Source organism: Rudaea cellulosilytica DSM 22992 (genome assembly GCF_000378125.1).
Taxonomy (GTDB): Bacteria; Pseudomonadota; Gammaproteobacteria; order Xanthomonadales; family Rhodanobacteraceae; genus Rudaea; species Rudaea cellulosilytica.
In genome coordinates, this window is sequence record NZ_KB899243.1 from 308,035 (window position 1) to 331,745 (window position 23,711).

24 protein-coding genes and 3 tRNA genes are annotated in these 23,711 nt (G+C 63.2%); 13 read left to right on the forward strand and 14 right to left on the reverse strand.

Annotated features, from left to right (window positions below; all coding sequences use genetic code 11):
• The first annotated feature begins 12 nt into the window (after window positions 1–12).
• The 5 genes from F455_RS0115945 (at window position 13) to F455_RS0115965 (ending at window position 6,273) form a co-directional block, all read left to right on the forward strand.
• Window positions 13–483, forward strand: coding sequence for a DUF4442 domain-containing protein (locus F455_RS0115945; protein WP_018974318.1), 471 nt, complete (start codon window positions 13–15; stop codon window positions 481–483).
• A gap of 1 nt (window position 484) precedes the next feature.
• Window positions 485–1,417, forward strand: coding sequence for a methyltransferase domain-containing protein (locus F455_RS0115950; RefSeq protein WP_169337363.1), 933 nt, complete (start codon window positions 485–487; stop codon window positions 1,415–1,417).
• Between the two features lie 83 nt (window positions 1,418–1,500).
• Window positions 1,501–2,154 carry a DUF502 domain-containing protein gene (locus tag F455_RS0115955; protein WP_018974320.1) on the forward strand — a complete coding sequence of 218 codons (654 nt, stop codon included), beginning with the start codon at window positions 1,501–1,503 and terminating at the stop codon, window positions 2,152–2,154.
• On the forward strand, window positions 2,151–3,986 hold the full coding sequence (locus F455_RS0115960; protein WP_342662060.1) for a M14 family metallopeptidase: 1,836 nt from the start codon (window positions 2,151–2,153) through the stop codon (window positions 3,984–3,986). Before F455_RS0115955 ends, F455_RS0115960 begins: the two co-directional genes overlap by 4 nt.
• A 241-nt stretch (window positions 3,987–4,227) precedes the next feature.
• On the forward strand, window positions 4,228–6,273 hold the full coding sequence (locus tag F455_RS0115965; protein ID WP_018974322.1) for a M13 family metallopeptidase: 2,046 nt from the start codon (window positions 4,228–4,230) through the stop codon (window positions 6,271–6,273).
• A gap of 136 nt (window positions 6,274–6,409) precedes the next feature.
• Here the strand turns inward: F455_RS0115965 and F455_RS23375 are convergent, their stop codons facing one another.
• From F455_RS23375 to F455_RS0115985, 4 genes are all read right to left on the reverse strand, one after another.
• The gene (locus tag F455_RS23375; protein ID WP_018974323.1) at window positions 6,410–6,898 is read right to left on the reverse strand and encodes a hypothetical protein; all 489 of its coding nucleotides are present in this window, start codon (window positions 6,896–6,898) and stop codon (window positions 6,410–6,412) included.
• Between the two features lie 208 nt (window positions 6,899–7,106).
• Window positions 7,107–7,400, reverse strand: a complete 294-nt coding sequence (locus F455_RS0115975; protein ID WP_018974324.1) for a LysM peptidoglycan-binding domain-containing protein — start codon at window positions 7,398–7,400, stop codon at window positions 7,107–7,109.
• Between the two features lie 211 nt (window positions 7,401–7,611).
• The gene (locus F455_RS0115980) at window positions 7,612–8,250 is read right to left on the reverse strand and encodes a rhomboid family intramembrane serine protease (protein ID WP_018974325.1); all 639 of its coding nucleotides are present in this window, start codon (window positions 8,248–8,250) and stop codon (window positions 7,612–7,614) included.
• 27 nt (window positions 8,251–8,277) lie between these two features.
• Window positions 8,278–8,655: an MGMT family protein gene (locus F455_RS0115985; RefSeq protein ID WP_083919005.1), complete on the reverse strand. Its 378-nt coding sequence runs from the start codon at window positions 8,653–8,655 to the stop codon at window positions 8,278–8,280.
• Window positions 8,656–8,712: 57 nt separating this feature from the next.
• Here F455_RS0115985 and F455_RS0115990 point away from each other — a divergent pair, with 57 nt between their 5' ends.
• Both F455_RS0115990 and F455_RS22235 read left to right on the forward strand, forming a co-directional pair.
• A complete protein-coding gene (locus F455_RS0115990) occupies window positions 8,713–9,120 on the forward strand; it encodes a hypothetical protein (protein ID WP_018974327.1) in 408 nt (135 codons plus the stop codon).
• A gap of 138 nt (window positions 9,121–9,258) precedes the next feature.
• Window positions 9,259–10,506: a DUF3300 domain-containing protein gene (locus F455_RS22235; RefSeq protein WP_083918988.1), complete on the forward strand. Its 1,248-nt coding sequence runs from the start codon at window positions 9,259–9,261 to the stop codon at window positions 10,504–10,506.
• A gap of 11 nt (window positions 10,507–10,517) precedes the next feature.
• On the opposite strand, the gene F455_RS0116000 is transcribed toward F455_RS22235, so the two are convergent.
• Entirely contained in the window at window positions 10,518–11,300 is a 783-nt protein-coding gene (locus F455_RS0116000) for a LytR/AlgR family response regulator transcription factor (RefSeq protein WP_033410260.1), read from the reverse strand.
• Window positions 11,301–11,302: 2 nt separating this feature from the next.
• Complete coding sequence (locus F455_RS0116005) at window positions 11,303–12,391, reverse strand: sensor histidine kinase (RefSeq protein WP_245540004.1); 1,089 nt, start codon at window positions 12,389–12,391, stop codon at window positions 11,303–11,305.
• Window positions 12,392–12,669: 278 nt separating this feature from the next.
• Here F455_RS0116005 and F455_RS0116010 point away from each other — a divergent pair, with 278 nt between their 5' ends.
• Window positions 12,670–13,029: a hypothetical protein gene (locus F455_RS0116010; protein WP_018974330.1), complete on the forward strand. Its 360-nt coding sequence runs from the start codon at window positions 12,670–12,672 to the stop codon at window positions 13,027–13,029.
• Window positions 13,030–13,405: 376 nt separating this feature from the next.
• Here F455_RS0116010 and F455_RS0116015 read toward each other — a convergent pair whose 3' ends face one another.
• Together F455_RS0116015 and F455_RS0116020 are read right to left on the reverse strand one after the other, a co-directional pair.
• Window positions 13,406–14,536 (reverse strand): inorganic phosphate transporter, encoded by a 1,131-nt coding sequence (locus F455_RS0116015; protein WP_018974331.1) that lies wholly within the window; start codon window positions 14,534–14,536, stop codon window positions 13,406–13,408.
• 16 nt (window positions 14,537–14,552) lie between these two features.
• The gene (locus F455_RS0116020) at window positions 14,553–15,182 is read right to left on the reverse strand and encodes a DUF47 domain-containing protein (protein ID WP_026293451.1); all 630 of its coding nucleotides are present in this window, start codon (window positions 15,180–15,182) and stop codon (window positions 14,553–14,555) included.
• A 283-nt stretch (window positions 15,183–15,465) separates the two neighbouring features.
• On the opposite strand from F455_RS0116020, the gene pstS reads away from it, so the two are divergent.
• The 5 genes from pstS (at window position 15,466) to phoU (ending at window position 19,990) form a co-directional block, all read left to right on the forward strand.
• Window positions 15,466–16,503: a phosphate ABC transporter substrate-binding protein PstS gene (pstS, locus tag F455_RS0116025; protein ID WP_018974333.1), complete on the forward strand. Its 1,038-nt coding sequence runs from the start codon at window positions 15,466–15,468 to the stop codon at window positions 16,501–16,503.
• Window positions 16,504–16,581: 78 nt separating this feature from the next.
• Window positions 16,582–17,562 carry a phosphate ABC transporter permease subunit PstC gene (gene pstC / locus F455_RS0116030; RefSeq protein WP_018974334.1) on the forward strand — a complete coding sequence of 327 codons (981 nt, stop codon included), beginning with the start codon at window positions 16,582–16,584 and terminating at the stop codon, window positions 17,560–17,562.
• Entirely contained in the window at window positions 17,559–18,434 is an 876-nt protein-coding gene (gene pstA, locus F455_RS0116035) for a phosphate ABC transporter permease PstA (protein WP_018974335.1), read from the forward strand. The genes pstC and pstA overlap by 4 nt, the downstream gene beginning before the upstream one ends.
• Entirely contained in the window at window positions 18,427–19,275 is an 849-nt protein-coding gene (gene pstB, locus F455_RS0116040; protein WP_018974336.1) for a phosphate ABC transporter ATP-binding protein PstB, read from the forward strand. The genes pstA and pstB overlap by 8 nt, the downstream gene beginning before the upstream one ends.
• Before the next feature lie 4 nt (window positions 19,276–19,279).
• Window positions 19,280–19,990, forward strand: coding sequence for a phosphate signaling complex protein PhoU (gene phoU, locus F455_RS0116045; protein WP_018974337.1), 711 nt, complete (start codon window positions 19,280–19,282; stop codon window positions 19,988–19,990).
• Window positions 19,991–20,141: 151 nt separating this feature from the next.
• Here the strand turns inward: phoU and F455_RS0116050 are convergent.
• The 6 genes from F455_RS0116050 to F455_RS0116075 all read right to left on the reverse strand — a co-directional run bounded on the left by F455_RS0116050 (window position 20,142) and on the right by F455_RS0116075 (window position 23,691).
• A tRNA-Leu gene (locus tag F455_RS0116050) sits at window positions 20,142–20,232 on the reverse strand.
• A 111-nt stretch (window positions 20,233–20,343) separates the two neighbouring features.
• Window positions 20,344–20,417, reverse strand: a tRNA-Cys gene (locus F455_RS0116055).
• A gap of 151 nt (window positions 20,418–20,568) precedes the next feature.
• Window positions 20,569–20,644: transfer RNA gene (locus F455_RS0116060), tRNA-Gly, on the reverse strand.
• Between the two features lie 60 nt (window positions 20,645–20,704).
• Window positions 20,705–21,265: a CDP-diacylglycerol--glycerol-3-phosphate 3-phosphatidyltransferase gene (gene pgsA, locus F455_RS0116065; protein ID WP_018974338.1), complete on the reverse strand. Its 561-nt coding sequence runs from the start codon at window positions 21,263–21,265 to the stop codon at window positions 20,705–20,707.
• A gap of 60 nt (window positions 21,266–21,325) precedes the next feature.
• Window positions 21,326–23,224, reverse strand: coding sequence for an excinuclease ABC subunit UvrC (gene uvrC, locus F455_RS0116070; protein ID WP_018974339.1), 1,899 nt, complete (start codon window positions 23,222–23,224; stop codon window positions 21,326–21,328).
• Window positions 23,221–23,691 carry a low molecular weight protein-tyrosine-phosphatase gene (locus F455_RS0116075; protein ID WP_033410264.1) on the reverse strand — a complete coding sequence of 157 codons (471 nt, stop codon included), beginning with the start codon at window positions 23,689–23,691 and terminating at the stop codon, window positions 23,221–23,223. Before F455_RS0116075 ends, uvrC begins: the two co-directional genes overlap by 4 nt.
• Between the last annotated feature and the right edge of the window lie 20 nt (window positions 23,692–23,711).

Sequence of the window (23,711 nt, forward strand, 5' to 3'; positions counted from 1 at the left end):
CCTCTGCCGGCAATGAACCTCACGACGACATCCTTCTCCGCGCGCACGCTACGGCGCGCACTGAACTTCTGGCCGCCGTTCCTGTTCGGCGGCATGCGCGTGCTCGAATGGAGTGAGGACTGGCGCCACGCACGCGTGCGCATGAAACTCGCATGGTACAACCGCAACTTCGTCGGCACCCAGTTCGGCGGCAATCTGTTCGCGATGACCGATCCGTTCTGGATGATCATGACGATGCAGGCACTCGGCCGCGACTACATCGTCTGGGACAAGGCCGGCGCGATCGACTTCGTCGCGCCGGGGCGCGAAGCGGTCTACGCCGAATTCCGGCTCGACGAGACCGTGCTCGACGAGATCCGCGCCGCGACCGCGAATGGCGAAAAATATTTGCGCTGGTTCGACACCGAGGTGAAGACCGCCGCCGGCGATGTGATCGCACGCGTGCGCAAGCAGATCTATGTACGGCGCAAGCACGAAAAATAGAATGCCCGCGCCACTTGACATGCTTAGGAGACTCGCGCGGCTGTTACCGCAGAACGGACGTAACCGCCTGCGCGCATGGCAACTCAAGAGTCTGGACGCATGGCGTGGCAGGCGCGATCCGAACATTTCGTCCACGGGCGAATCAGCGGATGTCGAACGCGATTGCCGATTCTGCGCTACGGCTCGCGTTGGTCATCTCGTCATAGGAAACGTCGCGCCGACTCATCCCGGACCCTTCGAACACGAGGACTATCGGCTGCTTCTCTGCACCCTCTGTGAGGTCGTCTATCTCGACCCACAGCCGAGCGATCGCGACCTGCAGACCCTCTACCAGGATTCCGTCCAGTTCAGCGACAAGACATACTCAGACGATGCCGCGGCCCTGCGCGTGCTCGATTCTTACACTCGCCGCATTGACCGGCTAGGGCTTGTCCCCACCGCGGCGCAATCCGTTCTCGAAGTAGGCGCCGGGCTGGCTTGGGTTTCGCGCGCCTGCAAGCAGCGAAGCCCTGGCGTGCACACAGTGGCGCAGGACGTCAGTACGGAATGCGCAACAGCGTGCCCGTGGGTCGATGAATATATCGTCGGCACGATCCAGGCCGTATCCCGCGAACCGCGCTTTGCGTTCGCATCGATGACTCATGTGATCGAACACCTAATCGATCCCGCCGTCATGCTCATCGAGATGGAGGCACGCATGCTGCGCGGGGGCCACATCTACATAACTGCTCCATATCGCCCGCCGCTATGGAAACCGCGCGAGGGTATCCGCCCGTGGCTTCATTACAGCTACCTGCACGTACCGGCACACATCGCCTATCTGTCGCAGACATGGCTGCGCCAGGCGGCAGCGAAAGCCCGACTGGAATTCGTGCACTGGGACGATACGCACGACGGCCATCAGGTATTCGAGGCCGTGTTGCGCAAGCCCTGAGCCATAGACGACTCCGCGATGTGCGCCATGCGCCGCGACGCGTCGGCCGCTATGATGCAGCTCCCCGACCTGTCGCCACATCCATGCCCCGCCTGCACCTGCAACGCTACCTGATCACCGGTCTGCTCACCTTCATTCCGTTGTGGCTGACTTGGCTCGTGTTCGCCTTCATCGTCAGCGTGCTTTCGCACGTCGGCGCACCTGCGGTCGCGGCGACATTCGCGCTGATCAGCGCACTGTTCCCGGCCGCGGCCGAATGGCTCGGCCAGGAATGGTTCCGTTCGATCGTTGCCTTCGTCGGCACGATCCTCGCGCTGTACCTGCTCGGCTTCGCCGTCAGCCGCATGCTCGGCCAGCGCCTGCTCGCCGGATTCGAACGCCTGATCGAGCGCATCCCGCTCGTGCATACGATCTACGGCGGCTCGAAGAAGTTGATGACAATGTTGCAAAGCAAGCCGGGCAATACACAACGTGTCGTGCTGATCGGCTTTCCCTCGCCGACGCTGAAGACGATCGGCTTCGTCACGCGCACTTTCGTCGGCAGCACGGGCCGCGAAATGGCCGCGGTCTACGTGCCGACCACGCCCAATCCGACCGGCGGCTATCTCGAAATCGTGCCGGTCGACGAGCTGATCGCGACCGACTGGAGCGTCGACCAGGCGATGGCCTTCATCCTCTCCGGGGGCGCGGCGGGCCCGGACAAGCTGCCCGACATGCCGCGCGAACGCGCGCCATGATGAAACGGGTGTGGAATTTCGCGATCGGCGTGTGCCTGCTCGCCGTCGCAACGGCGGCCGCGCAGGCCGCCGACTGGACCACGCCCGCCGAAGCGGCGCATTTCAAGACGACGCCGAGCTATGCCGACACGCGCGCTTATCTCGAAAAGCTCGCCGCGGCAGCACCCGACAGACTCAAATTGACGCGCTTTGGCGTCTCGCCGGAAGGTCGCGACCTGATGCTGGTCGTCGCCGCGAGCGGCGGCGAGTTCACACCCGAAGCCGCGCGCGCTTCCGGCAAGGAGATCGTGTTCGTCCAGGCCGGCATCCATGCGGGCGAGATCGAGGGCAAGGACGCGGGGCTGATGTTGCTGCGCGACCTCGTCGATGCGAAAGCGGCTGGGGCGCGAACATCGCCCGCCGCGGAGAGGCTCAAGCATGCGCTCGACCACGCGATCCTCCTCTACCTGCCGATCTTCAACGTCGACGGCCACGAGAATTCCAATCCCTACCTGCGCATCAACCAGAACGGCCCCGCCGAGATGGGGTTTCGCGCCACCGCGCAGAACCTCAATCTCAACCGCGACTACATCAAGGCCTATGCGCCCGAGATGCAGGCCTGGCTCGCGCTGTGGAACGCATGGCTGCCGGATTTCCTCGCCGACATCCACACCACAGACGGCGCCGACTACCGCTACGACCTGACCTGGTACTCCGAGGATTGGGGGCCGCTCGACAACGGCGTCAAGGCATGGCAGGACACCGCGCTGAAGAAGAGAATCTTTGCGGCGACGAACAAGCGCGGTCATCTGCTCTCGCCGTATCTCGAATTGAAGGACCACCGCGACATCACCAAGGGCATCGAGAACTTCGGCTCGGGCCAGCGCTTTTCGACGGGGTACGTCGCGCTGCAGAACCGTGCCGCGCTGCTGGTCGAAACGCACATGCTCAAACCATATGAGGTGCGCGTACGCGTCATCTACGATCTCGTCACCGCGATCCTCGATGACATCCGCGCGCACCCGGGCGAACTGCGCCGCGTTGTCGAAGCCGCCGACCGCAATACGATTGCGCGCGCAAACCAGCCAGACGCGACGCTGCCGATCCTGTTCGCCGCAGGCGACAAGCCCGTGGCGATGATACTGAAGGGATTCGACTTCACCCAGACGAAAAGCGAAATCTCCGGCGACATCTGGACGCAATACGATCCGGCGCGACCGAAGGACTACTCGATTCCCAACTGGCGCGATCTCGTCGTCGCCAAGAGCGCGATGTTGCCGGTGGCGTATCTCGTGCCGGCCGGCTGGCCACAGGTCATCGCGAAATTGAAGCTGCATGGCCTGCGCGTGGAGACGACGACGCAGCCGCTAACGCTCGCCGTACAGCGATATCAAATCGACGATCCGCAGTGGGCAAGCACGCCGTTCGAGGGACACCTCATGCTGCGCAAGTTCGTGGCAAAAACGGAAAATGCGACGCTGACCTTTCCGCCCGGTTCCGCAGTGGTACGTATGGATCAGCGTGCCGCGAACGTCGCCGTCAACCTGCTCGAGCCCGACGCGCCCGACTCGCTGCTGCGTTGGGGCACGTTCAACGCGATCTTCGAGCAGAAAGAAAGCGCCGATGCGCGCGTGCTCGAGAAGCTCGCACGCGACATGCTCGCGCAAGACACCTCGTTCAAGGCCGAGTTCGAAGAACGACTGAAGAACGACGCCGGTTTCGCTGCCGATCCACGTGCGCGGCTGGAGTTCTTCTATCGCCGCTCGCCGTGGTATGCCAAGCAGAACATCGGCGCGTATCCGGTCGTCAAGCTCGATGCCGCCGCGCTGGCCATGGCGCGTGCTGCCCCTTGACGGCACGCCGGCCATACCCCGCTCAGCACCGGATTGCGGCGACCATGCCTTCCGGCACTGCCCGCGCCGGCAAGAACCGAGCAGAGTGTGCCGCGAAAGCAGTCTCCTGCCTTCATTATTTGTCATCCGGCCGGCGCTTCACCGGCCGTTTTTTTGTGCATGACTTTCCGCACTGCTGCGCGCCGCAGCCAGTGCTTACCGTGACCCACCGCAAACTCTTCGGAACCCGGGAAAATCTGCCATGACCCATCGCCTGCGCCACCCGCTCGCTCTCGCCATCGCCTTCGCCTTCACCGGTGCAGCCCATGCGCTTTCGCCCACCTCCGGCAGCGCGCTCGATCCGGCGTCCTTCGATGCGAAGTTCAAGCCTTGTGACGATTTCTACGACCACGTCAATGCAAAATGGCTCGCGGCCAATCCGATTCCGGGTGATCGCACACGCTGGGGCACGTTCGACGAGCTGCGCGAGGCCAGCCTCAAGGCCCAGCACAAGCTGATCGAGGATCCGGCGATCGCCGCTGCGGCAAAAGGCACGATCGAACAAAAACTCGGCGATTTCTATGTAAGCGGCATGGACGAAGCCGCGATCGAAAAGGCCGGCATCGCGCCGCTCAAGCCGGAACTGGCGAAGATCGCCGCGATCAAGTCGACCAGCGATCTCGCCGCCTACATGATCGATGCACATGCACGCGGACTCGGCGGCTACTTCGGCTTCGGCGCCTACCCCGACTTCAAGAATTCGAGCACGGTCATCGGCTTCGCCGGCGAAGACGGCCTCGGCCTGCCGGAGCGCGCCTACTATCTGGAGGACAAGCCGGACTACGTGAAAATCCGCAGCGAGTACCTTGAGCATATCGAGAAGACGCTGGTCCTGGCTGGCGTCAAGGCGGACGAGGCCAAGCAGGATGCGCAATGGATCATGGCGCTGGAAACGCGCGACGCAAAAGCCTCGCTGTCGCCAATCGAGGCGCGCGATCCGAAAAACCAGTATCACTACGCGAGTGTCGCCGAGGCAGAGAAGGCGACGCCGCATTTTTCCTGGACCAAGTTCCTCGCCGCGCAGGGCTTGAAGGACGTGCAAGGCTTCTCGCTCTCGCATCCGGAATGGTTCGCCGAGTTCGACAAGATGCTGGCCGAGATCCCGGTAGCGCAGTGGAAGGCCTACCTGCGCTTCCACGCGATCGACGACGCTTCACCGTACTTGTCGCGCGCCTTCGTCGAGGAGCACTTCGACTTCAGGGCACACAAGCTGCGCGGACAGAAAGAGATCGAGCCGCGCTGGAAACGCGTGCTCGGTGCCGTGAATGGGCAGATGGGTCAGGCGCTCGGCCAGCTCTATGTCAAAGAAAATTTCCCGCCCGAGGCAAAGCAGCGTGCCGAGCAGCTCGTCGCCAACCTGCAGGCCGCGCTGAAGCTGCGCATCGAGAAGCTCGACTGGATGAGCGAGGCGACCAAGGCCAAGGCGCTGGAAAAACTCTCGGCGTTCACGCCGAAAATCGGCTATCCGGACAAATGGCGCGACTGGACCGGCCTGTCGATCGCGCGCGCGGGCTACGTCGACAACCTGCTCGCCGCGAGCAAGTTCAATCACGACTGGCGCATGGGCCGCATCGGCAAGCCGGTCGACAAGACCGAATGGGGCATGACGCCGCAGACGGTGAATGCCTCGTACAACCCGCTGAAGAACGAGATCACCTTCCCCGCAGCGATCCTGCAGCCGCCCTACTTCGATGCCAAGGCCGACGACGCGCTCAACTATGGCGGCATCGGCGCGGTGATCGGCCACGAGATCACGCACGGCTTCGACGACAAGGGCAGCCAGTTCGATGCGCAGGGCAACAACAGCAACTGGTGGACCGACGACGACCGCAAGAAATTCACCGAGCGCGCGGACAAGCTCGTTGCCCAGTTCGACGGCTATGTCGCGCTCGAGGATCTGCACGTGAAGGGCAAGCTCACGCTCGGCGAGAACATCGCCGACCTCGGTGGCCTCAACGTCGCCTACGACGCGCTGCAGATTGCGCTGGCGAAGAATCCCGCCGAGGCGAAGTCGAAGATCGACGGTTTCAGCCAGGACCAGCGCTTCTTCCTCAACTTCGCGCGCCTGTGGCGCACGAACACGCTGCCGGCGACGGCGAAGGTCAATCTCAACACCGATCCGCATGCGCCGGGCCAGTTCCGCGCGATCGCCGCGCCGTCGAACATGCCCGCATTCGCACAAGCGTTCTCATGCAAGGCCGGCGATGCAATGGTGCGCGGTGGCGAGGCGCAGGTGAAGATTTGGTAACGATTCGTATTGAACGTGGTCACGGATGACCGCCTTTTGATTCTCGTGATCACGCAGATCGCAAAGATATCTGCAAAGAAAAAGGGCGCGGAAAATTCCGCGCCCTTTTTGCTCCGTTCGAACAGCCGGACTGGACTTACTTGACCTGGAACGTGGTCGTCGACAGCGGTTTACCGTCGGAGACGACTTCGAGTGTGTAATTGCCGACCGGCCAACCCGACGGCTTGGTCAGCTTGTCGTCGATCGTGCCGGTGCTCGGCGCCGCGATCGTCTTGGCGTTGTCGGCAACGGTCTGGCCATCCTGGAACTTCCAGCGCAGATTGACCGCCACATTCGGCACCGTAGTCGTCAATGCGATCGTCGCGTAGATCGTGTCCTTGGTGCCGAAGGTGCCCACCGGCGCGCTGATCTTGCCGCTGGCATCGACCGCATTGCCGAGCACGACCGAGTTGACCTGTGCCGGAAGCGCAGGAGCTGGCGCAGGGGCCGGTGCGGGCGCGGGAGCCGCCGGAACGGGAGCCGGTGCCGGAGCCGGCGCCGGCGCCTCTTTCTTGCCGCAGGCCGCCAATGCCACGGCGCCGGCCAGAACGATCGTCAACGGAATGCGTTTGCTGAGCTTGTTCATAACTACCCTCTGTCGTATGGATTCAAGTTTGGGCGTCTCGAAAGCCTGCATTCGATAATCTTCGCGCCGGCGTGCTCGGAACTCTCATGTACTTCTGCGTACACTCCGATTCCTGCGCTCCGGCACCGCGCCTGACCCCAGAAGGGATCGGCTCTTCGCTCGCTGCGGCTTTCAGGGCGCCCGTTTGTCGCGCATGCGTGCGCTGCGATCAGGCCGTTGCCTTGCCGGAAGCTGGCGCGGCGGGAATCGTGAGCACCTGTCCCGGATGGATCAGGTCGGGATTCTTGATCTTGTCGGTGTTGGCATCGAAGATCTTCTTCCATTGATTAGCATCGCCGTAGAAATGCTTTGCGATCTTCGACAGGCTATCGCCGCTGACGACGGTGTAGGTCTGACTCGAAGCAGCCGAGCCTGCCGTCGATGCCGCGGTCGGCGTCGGCGTCATGTTGACCTTCACTTCGCTGTTGACGTCGGAAAAATCCGCTTTCGGATCGTTGCTCATGATCGATATCTCCTCCTGCCCTGGTTGGAAAGTGCGATGAGGGTCTCAAGACCCGACGCACCCGCACCATACACGTTTTTTTCTGCACACGCATGCGCTCCGCCGCACGAAAATTCGCTCGGTTCATCACTAACGATTACCTAACAAATTCGCGCAAGGTCGATCGATGCAACGCGGACAAAGACAGCGCTATCGTCGGAGTTATTAGCGCTCAATCGCGACTGCGCAGCGCTTGCGCACGCCAATAACGCAGCAACACGAACCCCGCCGCCGCGCCGCCGAGATGGGCGAAGTGCGCGACGCCTTCCTGTGTGCCGGTGATGCCCATATACATTTCTATCGCGATGAAAATCGCGACTGCTATGGGCGCAGGAGTAGGAAAAGGAGTAAACAAGGAGATGATTCGTGCGCGAGGGTAAATCATTGCGTAGGCGAGCAGAATTCCAAACACGCCACCTGAAGCACCAATCGTCGGATAAAAATCCCCTGTTTTGAAGAAATGGATCGTCGCGAGTTGCGCCAGCGCCGCACCAACTACGCTAACGGAATAGAAAATAGTAAATCGACGCGCGCCAAGCGCCTGCTCGACAGGGCCGCCGAACATCCACAGACCAAGCATGTTGAACGCGATGTGCGGAAAACCGCCATGCAGGAAACCGTAGCTGACCAGTTGCCACGGCTCGAACGCAACACGCAGCACGCTGCCGTCGCCGAGATCGAAAAGACGCGAGCCATCGACCGGCCACAGCGCGAAATGCGCGGTCAGCCAATCGCCCGCGACCTGCTGCAGCAGAAAGACGATTACGTTCGCGATCAGCAACGCGCGTGTGACGGGAGGTAGGTTCTGCATCAAAGATTCTCGTTCCTTGCGGGATGTTCAGAAACGCCAGATTTCCGCATCGAGATTGCGCTGCCAGCCGAACAATGCAAGGTCGACGCGACCCGCTTTGACCGCAACGCCCTCGTCGATCAGGCGCGCGCGCTGTTCGCGGAACGCGCGGCTGCCCGGCTTGAACGCGAAACGGCCATCGGCGCGCAGCACGCGATGCCAAGGCAGCTTGGCGTCGGCGCCCGCGTCGCCGAGCACGCGCCCGACCAGGCGCGCGTGCCGCGGCAGGCCGGCGCGCGCGGCAATTTCGCCGTAGCTCGCGACGCGTCCACGCGGAATCGCGGCAATCGTGCGCACGATGGCCGCATGTTCGGGCTTGACACCCGTGGCGGCAACCTGTTTCGCCGGGGACTTCGCTTTCGCCATACGCTCCACTTCGTCTCCCCGGCACGTTAGCATAGGCGCCAATTCTGGGAGAAATTCATGCAATCGTTCGAGGAAATCCGTGCGTACATCGCGGCGAAGCATCCGCTGCGCATCAACGATCCATACTTGATCTGCTTCGACGTCGAACTCGAGCAGGGCAAGCGTCACCAAGGGCTGTACCTCGCGGAACTCAACGACGAAACCGGCGCCACCTATCTGCGCGTGTCGACGCCGATCGGCCCGCTCACCGGCATGGATGCGCGCCGCTGCCTGCGTTTCAACTGGGAACAGCGCCTGGGATTTCTCGCGGTCAGCGACCTCGACGGCTCGCCCTACCTGCATCTGTGCGAAAACCGTCCGTACGAATTGCTCAACGCGAAGGAAATCGATCGCCTCGTCGCCGAACTCGGCCCGCTCGGCGACAAGCTCGAACAAGCGATTTCGCAGGGCGACGACACGCTCTGAAAACGGAAACTGCGGTCCGTCCCTCCGGCACGGCTTCAATGCGCTCGGCTTGACCTTTCTTGAAGATTGCTTACATCCGTATACCCAATTGGGAGTATCGTTGCGCCGACGCGATGCATGAGTCAGGAGGAGTGAATCATGAGCGCACGCATGAGAACCTCGGGAACGTTCTTGGCCGCCGTTGTTGCCCTCGCCACGCTTTCGGCTTGTTCGACCATTGCCACAGCACCGAAGGCACAAGGCATTTCAAAGCAACCAACGAATTCGACTCCCAACTATGTCGGCACCGAGTTCAGCCGGGCCGAACTCGAGCAGATGCTCGCACCGGTCGCGCTGTATCCGAACGATGTGCTCGGCCTGGTGCTTTTGGCAGCGACGGCCCCGGACGATGTACTCGCCGCGGCGGAATGGTCGCGCGGCCATTCCGAACTTGACGGCGATGCCGCGATCGACGCGGGCTCGAAGCAAGGTTGGGATCCGGCCGTCACTGCGCTCCTCGCGTTTCCGCAGATCCTGGAAATGCTCAGCGAACAGATCGACTGGACTCGCCGGCTCGGCGACATCGTGCTCGCCCAGAGCGCGGACGTCAGCCTCGCGATCAGGGACTTGCGCCGGCGCTCGGTCGAGTCCGGCGTCCTCGATGGCGTCCCGGACAATCTGTACGTCTTCGACGGCAGCGGCGACGTGTTCATCGACAGCGGCTTCAAGGGCTATTACTACATCCCCACCTGCAATTCTTCCGTTGCCTACGGAACCTGGCCTTGGCCCGACTACCCGCCTGCGGATTCGAACGGCTGGATTCGGCGCTACTACTGGGTTCCGTGTACCTGGGACACCTATTACCACGTCCACCGCCGCGTCTTCGCTCACAGCTACCGGAACTGGCACAAGCATCACCAGCACGATCCCGCACATCCCTGCCCGCCGCGCAGTGCCGTCGCGTGGAAGCACGTCGATCATGCGGATCGGCACGCAATCGCGTACGCCACACACTCCAATGCGCCGCGCAATGTCGACGCATCGCCACTCGCCATTGCCCGCCCATCGGCCTGGGCGCCGCGCGAATCACGAGCAGCGCGAGAATCGTTGCCGCCCGCGCGCTACAGCAGCCGCGAGAGTCCCGCCGTGGGCGCACGCCCGGGTTCGGTCTTCCATTTCAACGGGGCCTTAGGCGGCGGTCGCATGGTTTCGGCGAGTAGCGGCGGTTCTCCGGTTTCCTTTGGCGGCAGTCACGGCAGTTCCGGCGGCGGATCTTCCACCCACGGCGCGTCGAGCGGTGGCGGTTCGTCGTCCGGCTCGTCTGCGTCGAGCAGCGCGTCGACATCCATCTCTACGTCCTCTTCCAGCAGCAGCTCGGGCTCGGCGAGTTCCTCGCGCGCCCACTGATCCGCTGATCGTCACTCGCCGCGCCGCCCGGTCAGGCGCAGAAACGCTTCGTGCTGGTAGCGGCTCATGCGCAATTGCTGGCCGCCGCTCAGCATCAGCACGTGGTGGCCGTTGAACCAGGGATGGATCGCCGTGATGCGGCTGACGTTGACGATTGCCGAACGATGTACGCGCACGAAGTGACGCGGATTCAGACGTGCTTCGAGTGCCATCATCGTCTCGCGGACTTCGTGCACCTGCTTGCCGACATGCACGCGCACGAGGTTGCGGTTCGCCTCGATCCAGTCGACGTCGCGCACGTCGACGAAGACCAAATGTTCGTCGACCGGCACCGGGATGCGTTCGAGGTAGTCCTGCTCGCGACGCAGTTCGTTGAGTGCGCGCAGCACTTGCGCCGAAGCGGCCTGCTCGATGGCTGCATCAGCGGCAGCGAGGCGGCGCTTGGCGCGTTCGAGTGTGGCGAGAAAGCGGTCGCGACTGAACGGCTTCACCAGGTAGTCGACCGCGTTCGCCTCGAACGCGCGCACCGCGTAGCGCTCGTACGCGGTGACGAACACAATGGCCGGGCCGCGCTCGTGGCCGATCTGCGCGGCGACATCGATCCCGCTCATCGCCGGCATCTGGATATCGAGAAAGACCAGGTCGGGAGCGAGCTTGCGTATCGCCTTGAGCGCGCTCGCGCCGTCGCCGCATTCGCCGACGCACTCGAAGCTGGCGTCCTCATTGAGCAGGCGCACGATCGCCAGCCGCGCGATCGGCTCGTCGTCGACGACCAGCACTCTGATCCGGCTCATGCTCAGGCCGCCCTCGCGACGCGTCGCGTCGCATCCGCAGCGAGTTGCTTCAGCGGCAAGCGAATGCGGCAGATCACGCCTCGAGGCAACAGTTCACCGAGCTCGATATGACCGGCGTCGGCGTACAGTTCCTTTAGCCGCAGGCGGGTATTGGACAGGCCGATGCCACGCCGGAACAACTCCTCGGGCGGTCCGGCCAGCACACTGTTGCGATTGCGCACATCGATGCAGAGATTCGCCGCGACGCGATAGCAGTCGATCTCCACGCAATCCGCGCCGACTTGCTTGCCGATGCCGTGCTGGATCGCGTTCTCGACGATAGGCTGCAGGATCAGGCTCGGCACGGCGTAGCGCGACAATTCGGGATCAATGTCGACGCGGCTGGTCAGCCGATCCTTGAAGCGCACGCGCTGGATGCCGAGATAGAGATCGATCAACTCCAGCTCCTCGCCCAGCGAGATTTCCTGGCGCTCGTCGTCGAGATAGGTGCGCAGCAGTTCGGCCAGGCGCAGCAGCATGTCCTCGGCAGCAGCCGCATCCTCACGCGCTAGCGTCGCTGCGGCATGCAGCGTGTTGAACAAGAAATGGGGATGCAACTGCATTTTCAGCAACTGCAGGTGCGATTGCGCGAGCTGCGCCTGCAGGCGGCTCGCCTGCGCTTCGCGACCGACTTTCTGCTGATAGAAATGTACCGTCTGGCGCATGCCTAGAATCAACCAATAGGCGACGAAGTCCATCGCCGCGTGCTGGCCGAGGAACTGGGTGAATTGATAGCCGATGCTGGTGTATTCCTCCTGAACAAAATGCGTGATCACCGCCCCCAGCACCACGGCTGCAACGGTGAAAATCAGGCTTGCTCCGAAGTTTGCCCTGAGCAGCCGCCAGCGATTCGGCGGCTCGATCGGCTCATGCGGCGCAAGCCAGAGTACCGGCGGCACCAGCACGGCGAGCGTCCCCCACTGGATCATCGACCAACGCACGTAGTCGGAAATGCGCCAGGTATGCCCATTGAGCCAGTCGGCCATCAGGCTCGGCACGGCGAACAGCACCGCGACCATCAGCCACAGCGCGACGTACAGGAGAACCCGCAACAAAAGCTCGTGCGGATCTATCCGCTCTCGCGTCACCGGCAATTCCAAATCGATTGGATGGGCGCTCATCGTACGCATGAGATGGCACGACGGAAAGGATGGTTGCAACGGATTGCGATTCGTCCGCGCATGGCGACGATTCGTCCCATTCCGGTAGCGCGCTCCGACTCCGCGCATGAGGATTGTGCGCATACCGGAGTGCAGTCAGCGATCTCGATTCCTCCCAAGGGTAGCGGCGATGCCTGTACTCCGGTTCCCATCGACTCCAGGAATTTTCAATGCGCAGCCTATGCCTGCTCCTTCTCCTCGCCGCGGTCGATGCAAACGCGGCCGGAACCACCCACTACCTCAATCTGGTCAATACCGCGCAGAACAGCATCACCGCGTTCTCGGTCGCGCCTGCGGGAAGCAATCATTTTCGCCCGCTGCCCTTCGGCGACCAGCCGCTGCACGGCGGCGGCGACTCGGCCACGGTAGCCCTGCGCGACGACGACGGCTGTCTGCGCGATCTGCGCACCGAGTTCCGCAACGGCCGCGTCCTGATCCAGAAGAACTTCGACGTATGCAAATACCGCAGCTACCACACCGGACAATACCTGCGCGGGAATGCGCAAACCGTGGTCGCCAAAATGCCGTAAGCCCGTTCTTGATCCGGCTCTTGATCCTCGGATCCCCGTTTGTCGCGGCGAGGGCATGCCGGAAACGTCCGCAGGATCGCGCGCACGATGCGCGCGAGTTCGTTGCACGCACACGGACGTGCGTTCAACGAACCCCGGCATGACCTCGCGGACTCGTCGCGCAGCGGCGAGCGCGGCATCCGGGGCGCATTCTCTTTGGTGACTTTCTCTTGGGCGAGCAAGAGAAAGTCACCCGCGCGCCGGACGCGCGCGGAAAAGCGAAGGGACGCGGTTGCAAGAACAGAGCAAGATCAAAAGCACCCCTCACCCTACCCTCTCCCCTGACATGAACATCGGGGGGAGAGGAATCGCCTTTCCGGCGCGCAGAGGTTGCGTCTTACGCGAACACCGCTTCGACAAACCGCACGAGTACGTAAGCAATCACGCCAGCGATCGGAATCGTCAGCAGCCACGCCCAGACCATGCGCTCGACGACGGTCCATTTGATCGCACGCGGATTCTTGGCTACGCCGACACCCATGATCGCCGCCGAGATGTTGTGCGTGGTCGACACCGGAATGCCGACGGTCGACGCGGCGATGATGACCGCGGCCGAACTCGTTTCCGCGGCGAAACCGTTGATCGGATGCAGCTTGACCATCTTGTGGCCGAGCGTCTTGATGATGCGCCAGCCGCCCGCGGCGGTGCCTGCGGCCATGGTCAGCGCGCAGACGATCTTGATCCACAGCGCGATCTCGAACGTCTTCGATGCATCCTGCTCGACGCGCAGGAAATGCAGGAACCACGGCAGCTGATCGAGCGAACCCGCGCTCGTCGCTCCCGCCAACGCCAGCGCGATGATGCCCATGGTCTTCTGCGCATCGTTCATGCCGTGCGACAGGCCCATCGCGCTGGCCGAAATGATCTGCGCCTTGCCGAAGAAGGCGTTGACGAATTTCGGCCGGCCGAACTGACTGATCGTCGGGCTCCTGCTTGAGCCGAGCCAGGAGATCAGGGCGAACAGCAGGCCCATGACGACGACACCGAGGACGAACCCGCCGAGCGGCGAGGTGATCATCGGCAGGATCACCTTCGGCCACAGGCCCTTGCCGTCCCACCAGTGCACGCCGGCCTGGTTCCAGATCAGCGCGTTCCAGTCGTTGTGGGCACCGGCGAGCGCCGCGCCGCAAAGGCCGCCGACGAGCGCATGCGAAGAGGACGACGGCAGGCCCCACCACCAGGTGATGAGATCCCAGATCGTGGCACCGAGCAGCGCGCAGATCAGCAACTCGGGGGTGACGTTGACGACGTGGGAATCGATCAGCCCGGACGAGATCGTCTTGGCCACGGCCGTGCCCCAGAGCGCACCGAGGAGGTTCGTTGCCGCGGCGAGCAGCACGGCCTGGCCGGGACTGAGCACCTTGGTCGCGACGACGGTCGCGATCGAGTTGGCCGTGTCGTGAAAACCGTTGATGTACTCGAAAACGAGGGCGACAAAAACGACGGCGAGAACGAGCGTCAGGGTCACGCGATGGCTCCCGTTCTCAGGAATTCTTCAGCGCAATCGCATAGATCACGTTGCCCGCATCGCGGCAGCGGTCGATGGCCTTTTCCAACAATTCGAACAGATCCTTGCGCAACAGCAGGCGGGCGACGTCCTGCTCCTGGGTGAACAGGTCGCGGTAGAGGTCGAGGATCAGGCGGTCGGCTTCGCCTTCGATCGCCTGCATGCGGTCGTTGAGCTCCTTCATCTTGTCAAGCGGCATGCCTTTGCGCAGCAGGCCGACCATCTCGGCGATGACGTCGCAACCCTTCTCGAGCATGACCGCGCGCGAACCGAAGTCGACATCCATGAGCTGGGCGGCGAACAGCGCGTAACGCTCGGCGAATTTCTCCACCGTCTTCGGGATCTTGTACAACGCGGCGGACAGGGCCTCGATGTCCTCGCGTTCGAGCGCGGTGACGAAGGTATTGACCAGCTCGGCGCTGATGTCGTTGAAAATCTGCTTCTCGCGCCGGCGCGCGAGGCGGAATTCGTCGAGCGAGGGATTCGGCGTCTTCTGCTTCGACAGCGCGATCAGTGCACGCGCGCTCTGGCGCGCGGCATCGGCGCTGGCCTCGAGCAGGCCGTAAAACTTGTCGCCCTTGCCGAATATGGTCTGTAACGAAAACATGTGATCCATCCCCACAAAATTGGCCGCAAGTTTACCGTTTTGTTACGACGGCCGGGAATGGGGTGTCGGAAACAGTCAATCGGTCGATTGTCCGGCACCGCCTGTTTTGCGCTGCCACCTTCAATATGCTGATTCTTAAACGATTCCCGGCCGGCCATTCCCGCCCCTCGGCCTTTGTCATAAAAGTTTCAAATTCCCCGCGTAGCCTGCGCCAGCGTAAAGGAGCGGCGCGGGGTACGTCGTCCGCGCCTCCGCAAGAATTTCCACCTACGGAGGTTTTCACATGCTTCAAGTCAATGCGTTTCACAGCATTCGTCATTCCATCACGGCGTTCGCCGTGGCCGCCACATTGTTCGCGGGTTCGGCTCAGGCCGTCGACGTCACCGGCGCCGGCTCGACCTTCGTCCAGCCGATCGTCACCAAGTGGTCGGCGACCTACGCCGAGAAGACCGGCAACCACATCAACTACGGTGGCGGCGGTTCCGGCGCGGGCATCGCGCAGATCAAGGCCGCGACGATCGATTTCGGCGCCTCGGACAAGCCGCTGTCGCCAGACGAGCTCTCGGCCGCGGGCCTGGGCCAGTTCCCGATCGTGATCGGCGGCGTCGTGCCGGTAGTCAACATCGAAGGCGTCAAGGCCGGCGAAATCAAGCTGACCGGCGCCCAGCTCGGTGACATCTACCTCGGCAAGATCAAGAAGTGGAACGATCCGGCGCTGGCCGCGAACAATGCCGGCGTCAAGCTGCCGGATGCGGCGATCCAGGTCGTCTCGCGCTCGGATGGCTCGGGCACCACGTTCAACTACACCAACTATCTTTCCAAGGTCAACGCCGAGTGGAAGGAGAAGGTCGGCGAAGGCACCTCGGTGCAGTGGCCGGTCGGCGTCGGCGGCAAGGGCAACGCGGGCGTTGCCGCCTACGTGCAGCAGATCAATGGCTCGATCGGCTACGTCGAACTCGCCTACGCGCTGCAGAACAAGATGGCCTATACCCAGGTGCAGAACTCGGCCGGCAAGTTCGTCACGCCGAACCTGGCAAGCTTCGCCGCGGCCGCCTCGCACGCGGACTGGAAGAGCGCGAAAGACTTCCAACTCGTGATCACCAATGCGCCGGGCGATGACTCCTGGCCGATCACCGCGACCGCGTTCGCGCTGATCTACAAGACGCCGAAGGATGCCGCGCATTCCAAGGCGGTAGTCGACTTCTTCAAGTACGCCTACAGCGAAGGCGGCAAGGCTGCCGAGGCGCTGGACTACGTGCCGCTGCCGGCCGCGCTGGTCGCGCAGATCGAGGCCTACTGGAAGGCGGAAGTCAAACTGTAAGCTCCCTCCCCGCCCCTCGTGGATGCATTCGCGAGGGGCGCTTTTTTACTGCAGCGCAAACAGTTTCCGGAATCGATCATGGCTGCGAGTGCCGAATCCATCGCCATCCCGCAGAGCGACGAGCAGCGCGCGCGCCGCGACGGCTTCGCCGACCGCCTGTTCCGCCGCATCGTCGCCGGTGCCGGCATCTTCGTCCTCGTCACCCTCGCCGGCGTCGCCCTGACCACGCTCTGGGGCGGGCGTGAGGCGTTCGCCACGTTCGGCTTCAAGTTCCTCGCGTCCAGCGAATGGGACACGGTCGGCAAGCAATTCGGCGCGCTCGCGCCGGTCTATGGCACGCTGGTGACGGCGGCCATCGCCTTGATCATCGCGGTGCCGGTCAGCTTCGGCATTGCGCTTTACCTGACCGAGATCGCACCGCCCTGGCTGCGCACGCCGGTCGCCTCGGCGATCGAACTGCTCGCCGGCATCCCCTCGATCATCTACGGCATGTGGGGCCTGTTCGTGTTCGTGCCGATCATGGGCAGATACATCATCCCCTGGCTCAACGACCATGTCGGTGAATGGCCGGTAATCGGCGGCTTGTTCAAGGGGCCGCCGCTCGGCCTCGGCATGCTCACCGCCGGCATCGTGCTCGCGATCATGATCATCCCGTTCATTTCCTCGGTGATGCGCGAGGTGTTCCTGACCGTACCGACCCGGCTCAAGGAATCCGCCTATGCGCTCGGCTCGACGACCTGGGAAGTGGCCTGGGACATCGTCCTGCCGTACACGCGCACCGCGGTGATCGGCGGCATCTTCCTCGGCCTCGGCCGCGCGCTCGGCGAGACGATGGCGGTGACCTTCGTGCTCGGCAACGTGCATCGCCTGTCACTGTCCCTGCTCGAACCGGGCAACTCGATCGCGGCGACGATCGCGAACGAATTCGCCGAAGCGGATTCGGAAATCTTCCGCTCCTCGCTGATCGCGCTCGCGTTCCTGCTCTTCGTCGTCACCTTCATCGTGCTCGCGATCGCCAAGCTGATGCTGCGCCAGATGGAAAAGAAGGAAGGCAAATGAGCGACGAGGCACGCCAGGCGGTCGCCGATCGCCTCTATTTCCGCCGCCGCATCGTCAACGGCGTCGGCCTCGTCTTCGCGACGCTGTCGACCGGCTTCGGCCTGTTCTGGCTGGCCTGGATTCTGTGGACGACGTTCTACACCGGCATTTCTTCGCTCAACGGCAAGCTGTTCACGATGATGACGCCACCGCCCGGCGACGAGGGCGGTCTGCTCAACGCTTTCGCCGGCAGCGCGATGATCTGCCTGCTCGCGATCCTGATCGGCGCGCCGATCGGCATCGCCGCGGGTACCTATCTCGCCGAATACGCGAAGAAGTCGCGCCTCGGCGAGGCGATCCGCTTCTTCAACGACATCCTGCTGTCGGCGCCGTCGATCGTGCTCGGCATGTTCGTCTACACCGTCGTGGTCAAGCAGATCGGCCACTATTCGGCGCTCTCCGGCTCGCTTGCGTTGGCGCTGATCGTGCTGCCCGTGGTCGTGCGCACGACCGACGAGATGCTCAAGCTCGTGCCGAGCGCGATGCGCGAGGCCGGACTCTCGCTCGGCGTGCCGCAGTGGAAGGTGACGATGCAGGTCCTCTACCGCGCCGCCCTGCCCGGCATCGTCACCGGCGTGCTGCTTGCGCTCGCGCGCATCTCGGGCGAGACCGCGCCGCTGCTGTTCACCGCGTTCGACAACCAGTTCTGGAGCATGAACGTCGCCCAGCCGATGGCCTCGGTGCCGGTCGTGATCTACAAATTCGCGATGAGCGCTGACGCCGGCTGGAAGTCACTGGCCTGGGCCGGCGCGTTGATCGTCACGCTGTTCGTGCTCGCCCTGAGCCTGCTCTCGCGCGCGATACTCCTGCGCAACAAGGTGTCCAATGACTAATCCGAACATTCCACTTGCGACGACAGGCAGCGTTTCGCTGATCACGCCGCCGCCAAGCACTGACGCGAAAGCGACGGCTGCTGCCGCAGCACCGAAGATGTCCGCCAAGGGCCTCGACTTCTATTACGACAAATTCCACGCGCTGAAGAACGTCAGCCTCGACATCGCGGAGAAGAAAGTCACCGCGCTGATCGGCCCCTCGGGCTGCGGCAAGTCGACGTTGCTGCGTATCTTCAACCGCATCTATTCGATCTACCCGAAGCTCGAGGCCAAGGGCCAAGTGCTGCTCGACGGCGAGAACATCCTCGATCCGAAGTATCCGCTCAACCGCCTGCGCAGCAAGGTCGGCATGGTGTTCCAGAAGCCGGTGCCGTTCCCGATGTCGATCTACGACAACGTCGCCTACGCGATCCGCCACTACGAGAAGCTGTCGAAGGCGGACATGGACGCGCGCGTCGAGGAAGCGCTGCGCCAGGGCGCGCTGTGGGACGAGGTGAAGTCCAAGCTCAACGGCAGCGCGCTCGGCCTCTCCGGCGGCCAGCAACAGCGCCTGTGCATCGCGCGCGCGGTCGCGCTGAAGCCGGAAGTGATCCTGCTCGACGAACCGACCTCGGCGCTCGACCCGATCGCGACCGGCAAGATCGAGCAGCTCGTCGAGGAACTGAAGGAGCGCTACACGATCGCGATCGTCACCCACAACATGCAGCAGGCCTCGCGCGTCTCCGACTACACTGCATTTATGTACCTGGGCGAGTTGATCGAGTTCGGCGACACGACCACGATCTTCGAGAACCCGACGAAGAAAATGACCGAAGACTACATCACAGGACGCTACGGCTGATCCCATGTCCGAACATATCGTAAAGAGTTTCGACGACGAACTTTCCCAGCTCAATGCGGCGATCGCGCGCATGGGCGAATCCGCGCAGTTCCAGTTCGCCGCGACGATGAGCGCGCTGCGCATGCGCGACGTGGAGGCCGCCGCGCGCGTGATCCGCGACGACATCGACGTCGATGCGCTCGAACGTGACATCGAGTCACGCGCGATCCGCGTGCTCGCGCTGCGCCAGCCGATCGCGCGCGACCTGCGCGAGGTGATCTCGACCCTGCGCGTCGTCGTCGAGCTCGAGCGCATCTGCGATTTCTCGGCCAACATCTGCAAGCGCGTGATTGCGCTCAACACGCATTCGCCCGAGCAGTGGCTGGTCGAGATCGGCGAGCTCGGCGAACTGGCGAAGAAGCAGCTTGCCGACGTCGTCACCGCGTTCGGCGAACGCAATCAGGAAAAGGCGATCACGGTCTGGGCCTGCGACGAACAGATCGACGACACCTACACTGGCATCTCGCGCCGCCTGATCGACTACATGAAGACCGACCCGCACAACGTCGCGATCGGCACGCATCTGATGTTCATCGCCAAGAACGTCGAGCGCATCGGCGACCACGTCACCAACATCGCCGAATCGATCTACTACCTCGTCACCGGCAACGTGCTCGACGCGCCACGCCCGAAGGGCGACAAGACCAGCCTGGATCAGGTCGAAGCGAACAACTGAAGGCTCAAGTTCGCATGCGTACTGGCGCGCGCGACGCCTTGGATCGGCTTTGCCTATTGGGAGCGTGCGCGCTCGCAGAATTGGCCGTCCGGATGGAGACACCGGCGCCTATGGAAATTCCCAGGATCGCATCGGACCGCTGCGTGAACCGTGGTGCCCGGAGCCGGAATCGAACCGGCACGAAGCTATTAGGCTCCGGCGGATTTTAAGTCCGCTGCGTCTACCAATTTCGCCATCCGGGCATTGCTAGCCGCATCTATCACAGCGAGAGAATACCGCATTGCGCGCGAAGCGCGCCGGGTGTGTGGCCGCAGGCGATCGCTTCGCGATCACGGATGAGAACACAAACACTGTGGAGGCGAGGGTCGGAATCGAACCGGCGTACACGGCTTTGCAGGCCGCTGCATGACCACTCTGCCACCCCGCCTCTGCATGATGGCTTCCGGAAGCGTAGCAACGCCCTCCGGAAAAAACAAAACCCCGGTTTTGGCGCCGAGGTTTTCAAGCTCTTCCGTGAAGAGTGCGGCAGTGGACGGCCGCTTCTTGTTCTTCGTATTCACGGACGAATACATAAATATTGGAGCGGGAAACGAGACTCGAACTCGCGACCCCGACCTTGGCAAGGTCGTGCTCTACCAACTGAGCTATTCCCGCGTGAGCCGAAAATGATGCCGTTTCAGACGGCGCCTGTCAACAGGAAAATGACGATTTCGGTCAGCGCCGGTCGCGCAGCACCGGCCAGGCCACACGCAGGTACTCAAAAGCCGACCAGATAGTCATCGCCGCGGCGATCACGAGCAGGGTTTCGCCGACGTGGAACAGGCGCAGGCCTTCCAGGTCGTGCTGGTAGAGCAGCACCTCGATCGCGACGATCTGCATCACCGTCTTGATCTTGCCGAGCGCGGCGACGTTGACACGCGTGCGCTCACCGATCTCGGCCATCCATTCGCGCAACGCCGAAATCGTGATCTCGCGGCCGACGATGACCGCACTGGTCACCGCGAGCAGTGGGGTCGGATTCTCCTGCACGAGCAGGAACAGCGTCACCGCGACCATGAGCTTGTCGGCGACCGGGTCGAGGAACGCGCCGAACGCCGACCACATGTTGTAGCGCCGCGCGATGTAGCCGTCGAGCCAGTCGGTGATCGCGGCGAGCAGGAAGATCAGCGCGGCGGTGACGTTCGCACCACGGAAATCCAGGTAGAACACGACCACCATGACCGGCAGCAGCGCGATGCGGAACAGGGTGAGAATGGTCGGCCAGGTCAGGTGCATTGCGTGGATGGTGCGGAAATTTCGACTCGTCGCAGTGTGACACAGGAAAGCAACGCGAGTTCAGCCGTGGAACAGCGCGTAGATCTTCTCGGCCAGCTCGCGACTCATACCCTTGACCTTCGCGATCTCCTCGATGCCCGCATTGACCACGCCGGGCAGGCCGCCGAAATGCCTGAGCAGCGCCGCACGGCGCTTGGCGCCGATACCGGTGATGTCTTCGAGCTTGCTCGTGTCGCGCGCCTTCTGCCGTTGCTTGCGGTGACCGGTGATCGCAAAGCGGTGTGCCTCGTCGCGCACACTCTGAACCAGATGCAACGCAGGCGATTCCGGGCCGGGCCACAAAGTCTTGCCGCTGGCACCGAGAATCAGCGTCTCGTGCCCGGCCCTACGCTCGACGCCCTTGGCCACGCCGACGACGAGAACGTCGTTGATCGCGAGATCTTCGAGCACGTCCAACGCCTGTTTGACCTGGCCCTTGCCGCCATCGATCAGCAGGATGTCCGGCAGGTTGGCTGGCTCTGCAGCCTCGGGCTCACCGCCTTCGCTTTCGTTGGCTGGCGCAGCGCGCCGGAAGCGCCTTTCCAGCGCCTGGCGCATCGCGGCGTAGTCGTCGCCCGGCTCGATCCCGGCGATGTTGTAACGGCGATATTGCGCCTTGATCGGCCCCTCCGGCCCGTAGACGACGCAGGATGCAACGGTCGCCTCGCCCATCGTGTGGCTGATGTCGAAGCACTCCAGGCGCCGCGGCACCTCGTCGAGGCCGAGCAGGTCGCGCAGCGACTCGAAGCGCTCGCGCTGCGTCTCGTTGCTCGCCAGGCGGGCAGCCAGGGCGGCTTCGGCGTTCTTCGCCGCAAGTTCGAGGAAACGCGCGCGTTCGGCGCGCACGCTGTGCTTGATCGCGACCTCATGCCCGGCCTGCTCGGTGAACGCCTGCGCGAGCAGTTCGGCATCGGGCAGCGCCTGTTCGACGAGCAGTTCGCGCGGCACCGGCTTGTCGACGTAGTACTGCGCGATGAACGAGGTCAGCACGTCGGCAACCTCGGCGTCATGCGGCAATTTCGGAAAGAAATCGCGCGAGCCGAGATTGACGCCGTTGCGGAAATACATGACCGACACGCAGGCGACGCCGCCGGCGATGCGGCAGGCGATCGCGTCGAGGTCGGCGCTCGCGCCCTGCACGTAGTTCTTCGCCAGCAGGCGCTTCAGCGTCGACACCTGGTCGCGCAGCTTCGCCGCCTTCTCGAATTCCAGTGTGCGGCTCGCGGTTTCCATCGCGCCGACCAGTTCGCCGATCACCGCATCGCTCTTGCCGTCTAGGAACATCGCCGCGTGGCGTGCGCTTTCCTGATACTCGCCCTTGTCGATCAGGCCGACGCAAGGCGCGCTGCAGCGGCCGATCTGGTACTGCAGGCACGGCCGCGAGCGATTGCGGAAGTAGCTGTCCTCGCACTGGCGCACGAGGAAGATCTTCTGCATGTGATTGAGGCTTTCGCGCACCGCCCACGCACTCGGGAACGGGCCGAAGTACTTGCCCTTGCCCGCCTTCGCCCCGCGATGGAATGCCATGCGCGGGTAATCATTCACTTGCGGAAAAGGGCTGTCCTGCCCTTTTCCGCCTTCGCCTTCCGACAGATAGATGTACGGATAGCTTTTGTCGTCGCGCAGCAGGATGTTGTAGCGCGGCTTGAGCGACTTGATCAGCTGCGCCTCGAGCAGCAGCGCCTCGCCTTCGGTGCGCGTCAGCGTCGTCTCCATGCGCGCGATCTGCCCGATCATCGACATGATGCGCGGCTCGAGGCGCGGCTTGAGGAAGTAGCTGCCGACGCGCTTCTTGAGGTTGCCGGCCTTGCCGACGTAAAGCAATTCGCCGCGCGCGTCGAACATGCGGTAGACGCCGGGCGAGCTGGTCAGCGTGCGGACGAACTCTTTGCCGTCGAAGGAGTTGGCGCTTTCGGTCATTGCGCCTTTATGGGCCTTCCGAGCCTCTCAATCAACCCGTCCACGCCGCGTTCTGCGAGCGTGACGACGTGGTCGAAGTCTTGCGCGTCGCCGTAATAAGGATCGGGCAGGTCACGCGGATCGGCGAGCCCGGCCCAAGGCAGGAACATTGCGATCCGGTCGTGGCCTTCGCCCGGGGCAAGGCTGGTGAGGTCACGCAGATTCATGCGATCCATCACGAGCAGTTTGTCGAAGAGCACAAAATCGCGGGCGGTCACCTGGCGCGCGCGGTGCGCGGAAAGATCGTAGCCGCGCGCCAGCGCACTCGCGCGCGAGCGCGGATCGGCCGCGTCGCCCGCATGCCAGCCGCCAGTGCCGGCCGAGTCGACTTCGATATCGAGCCCCGCGCGCGCGAAGCGCGCGCGTGACACTGCTTCGACCACGGGCGAACGACAGATGTTGCCCATGCAGACAAACAAAATTCGCATGCTTCAAATATAGCGCAAAA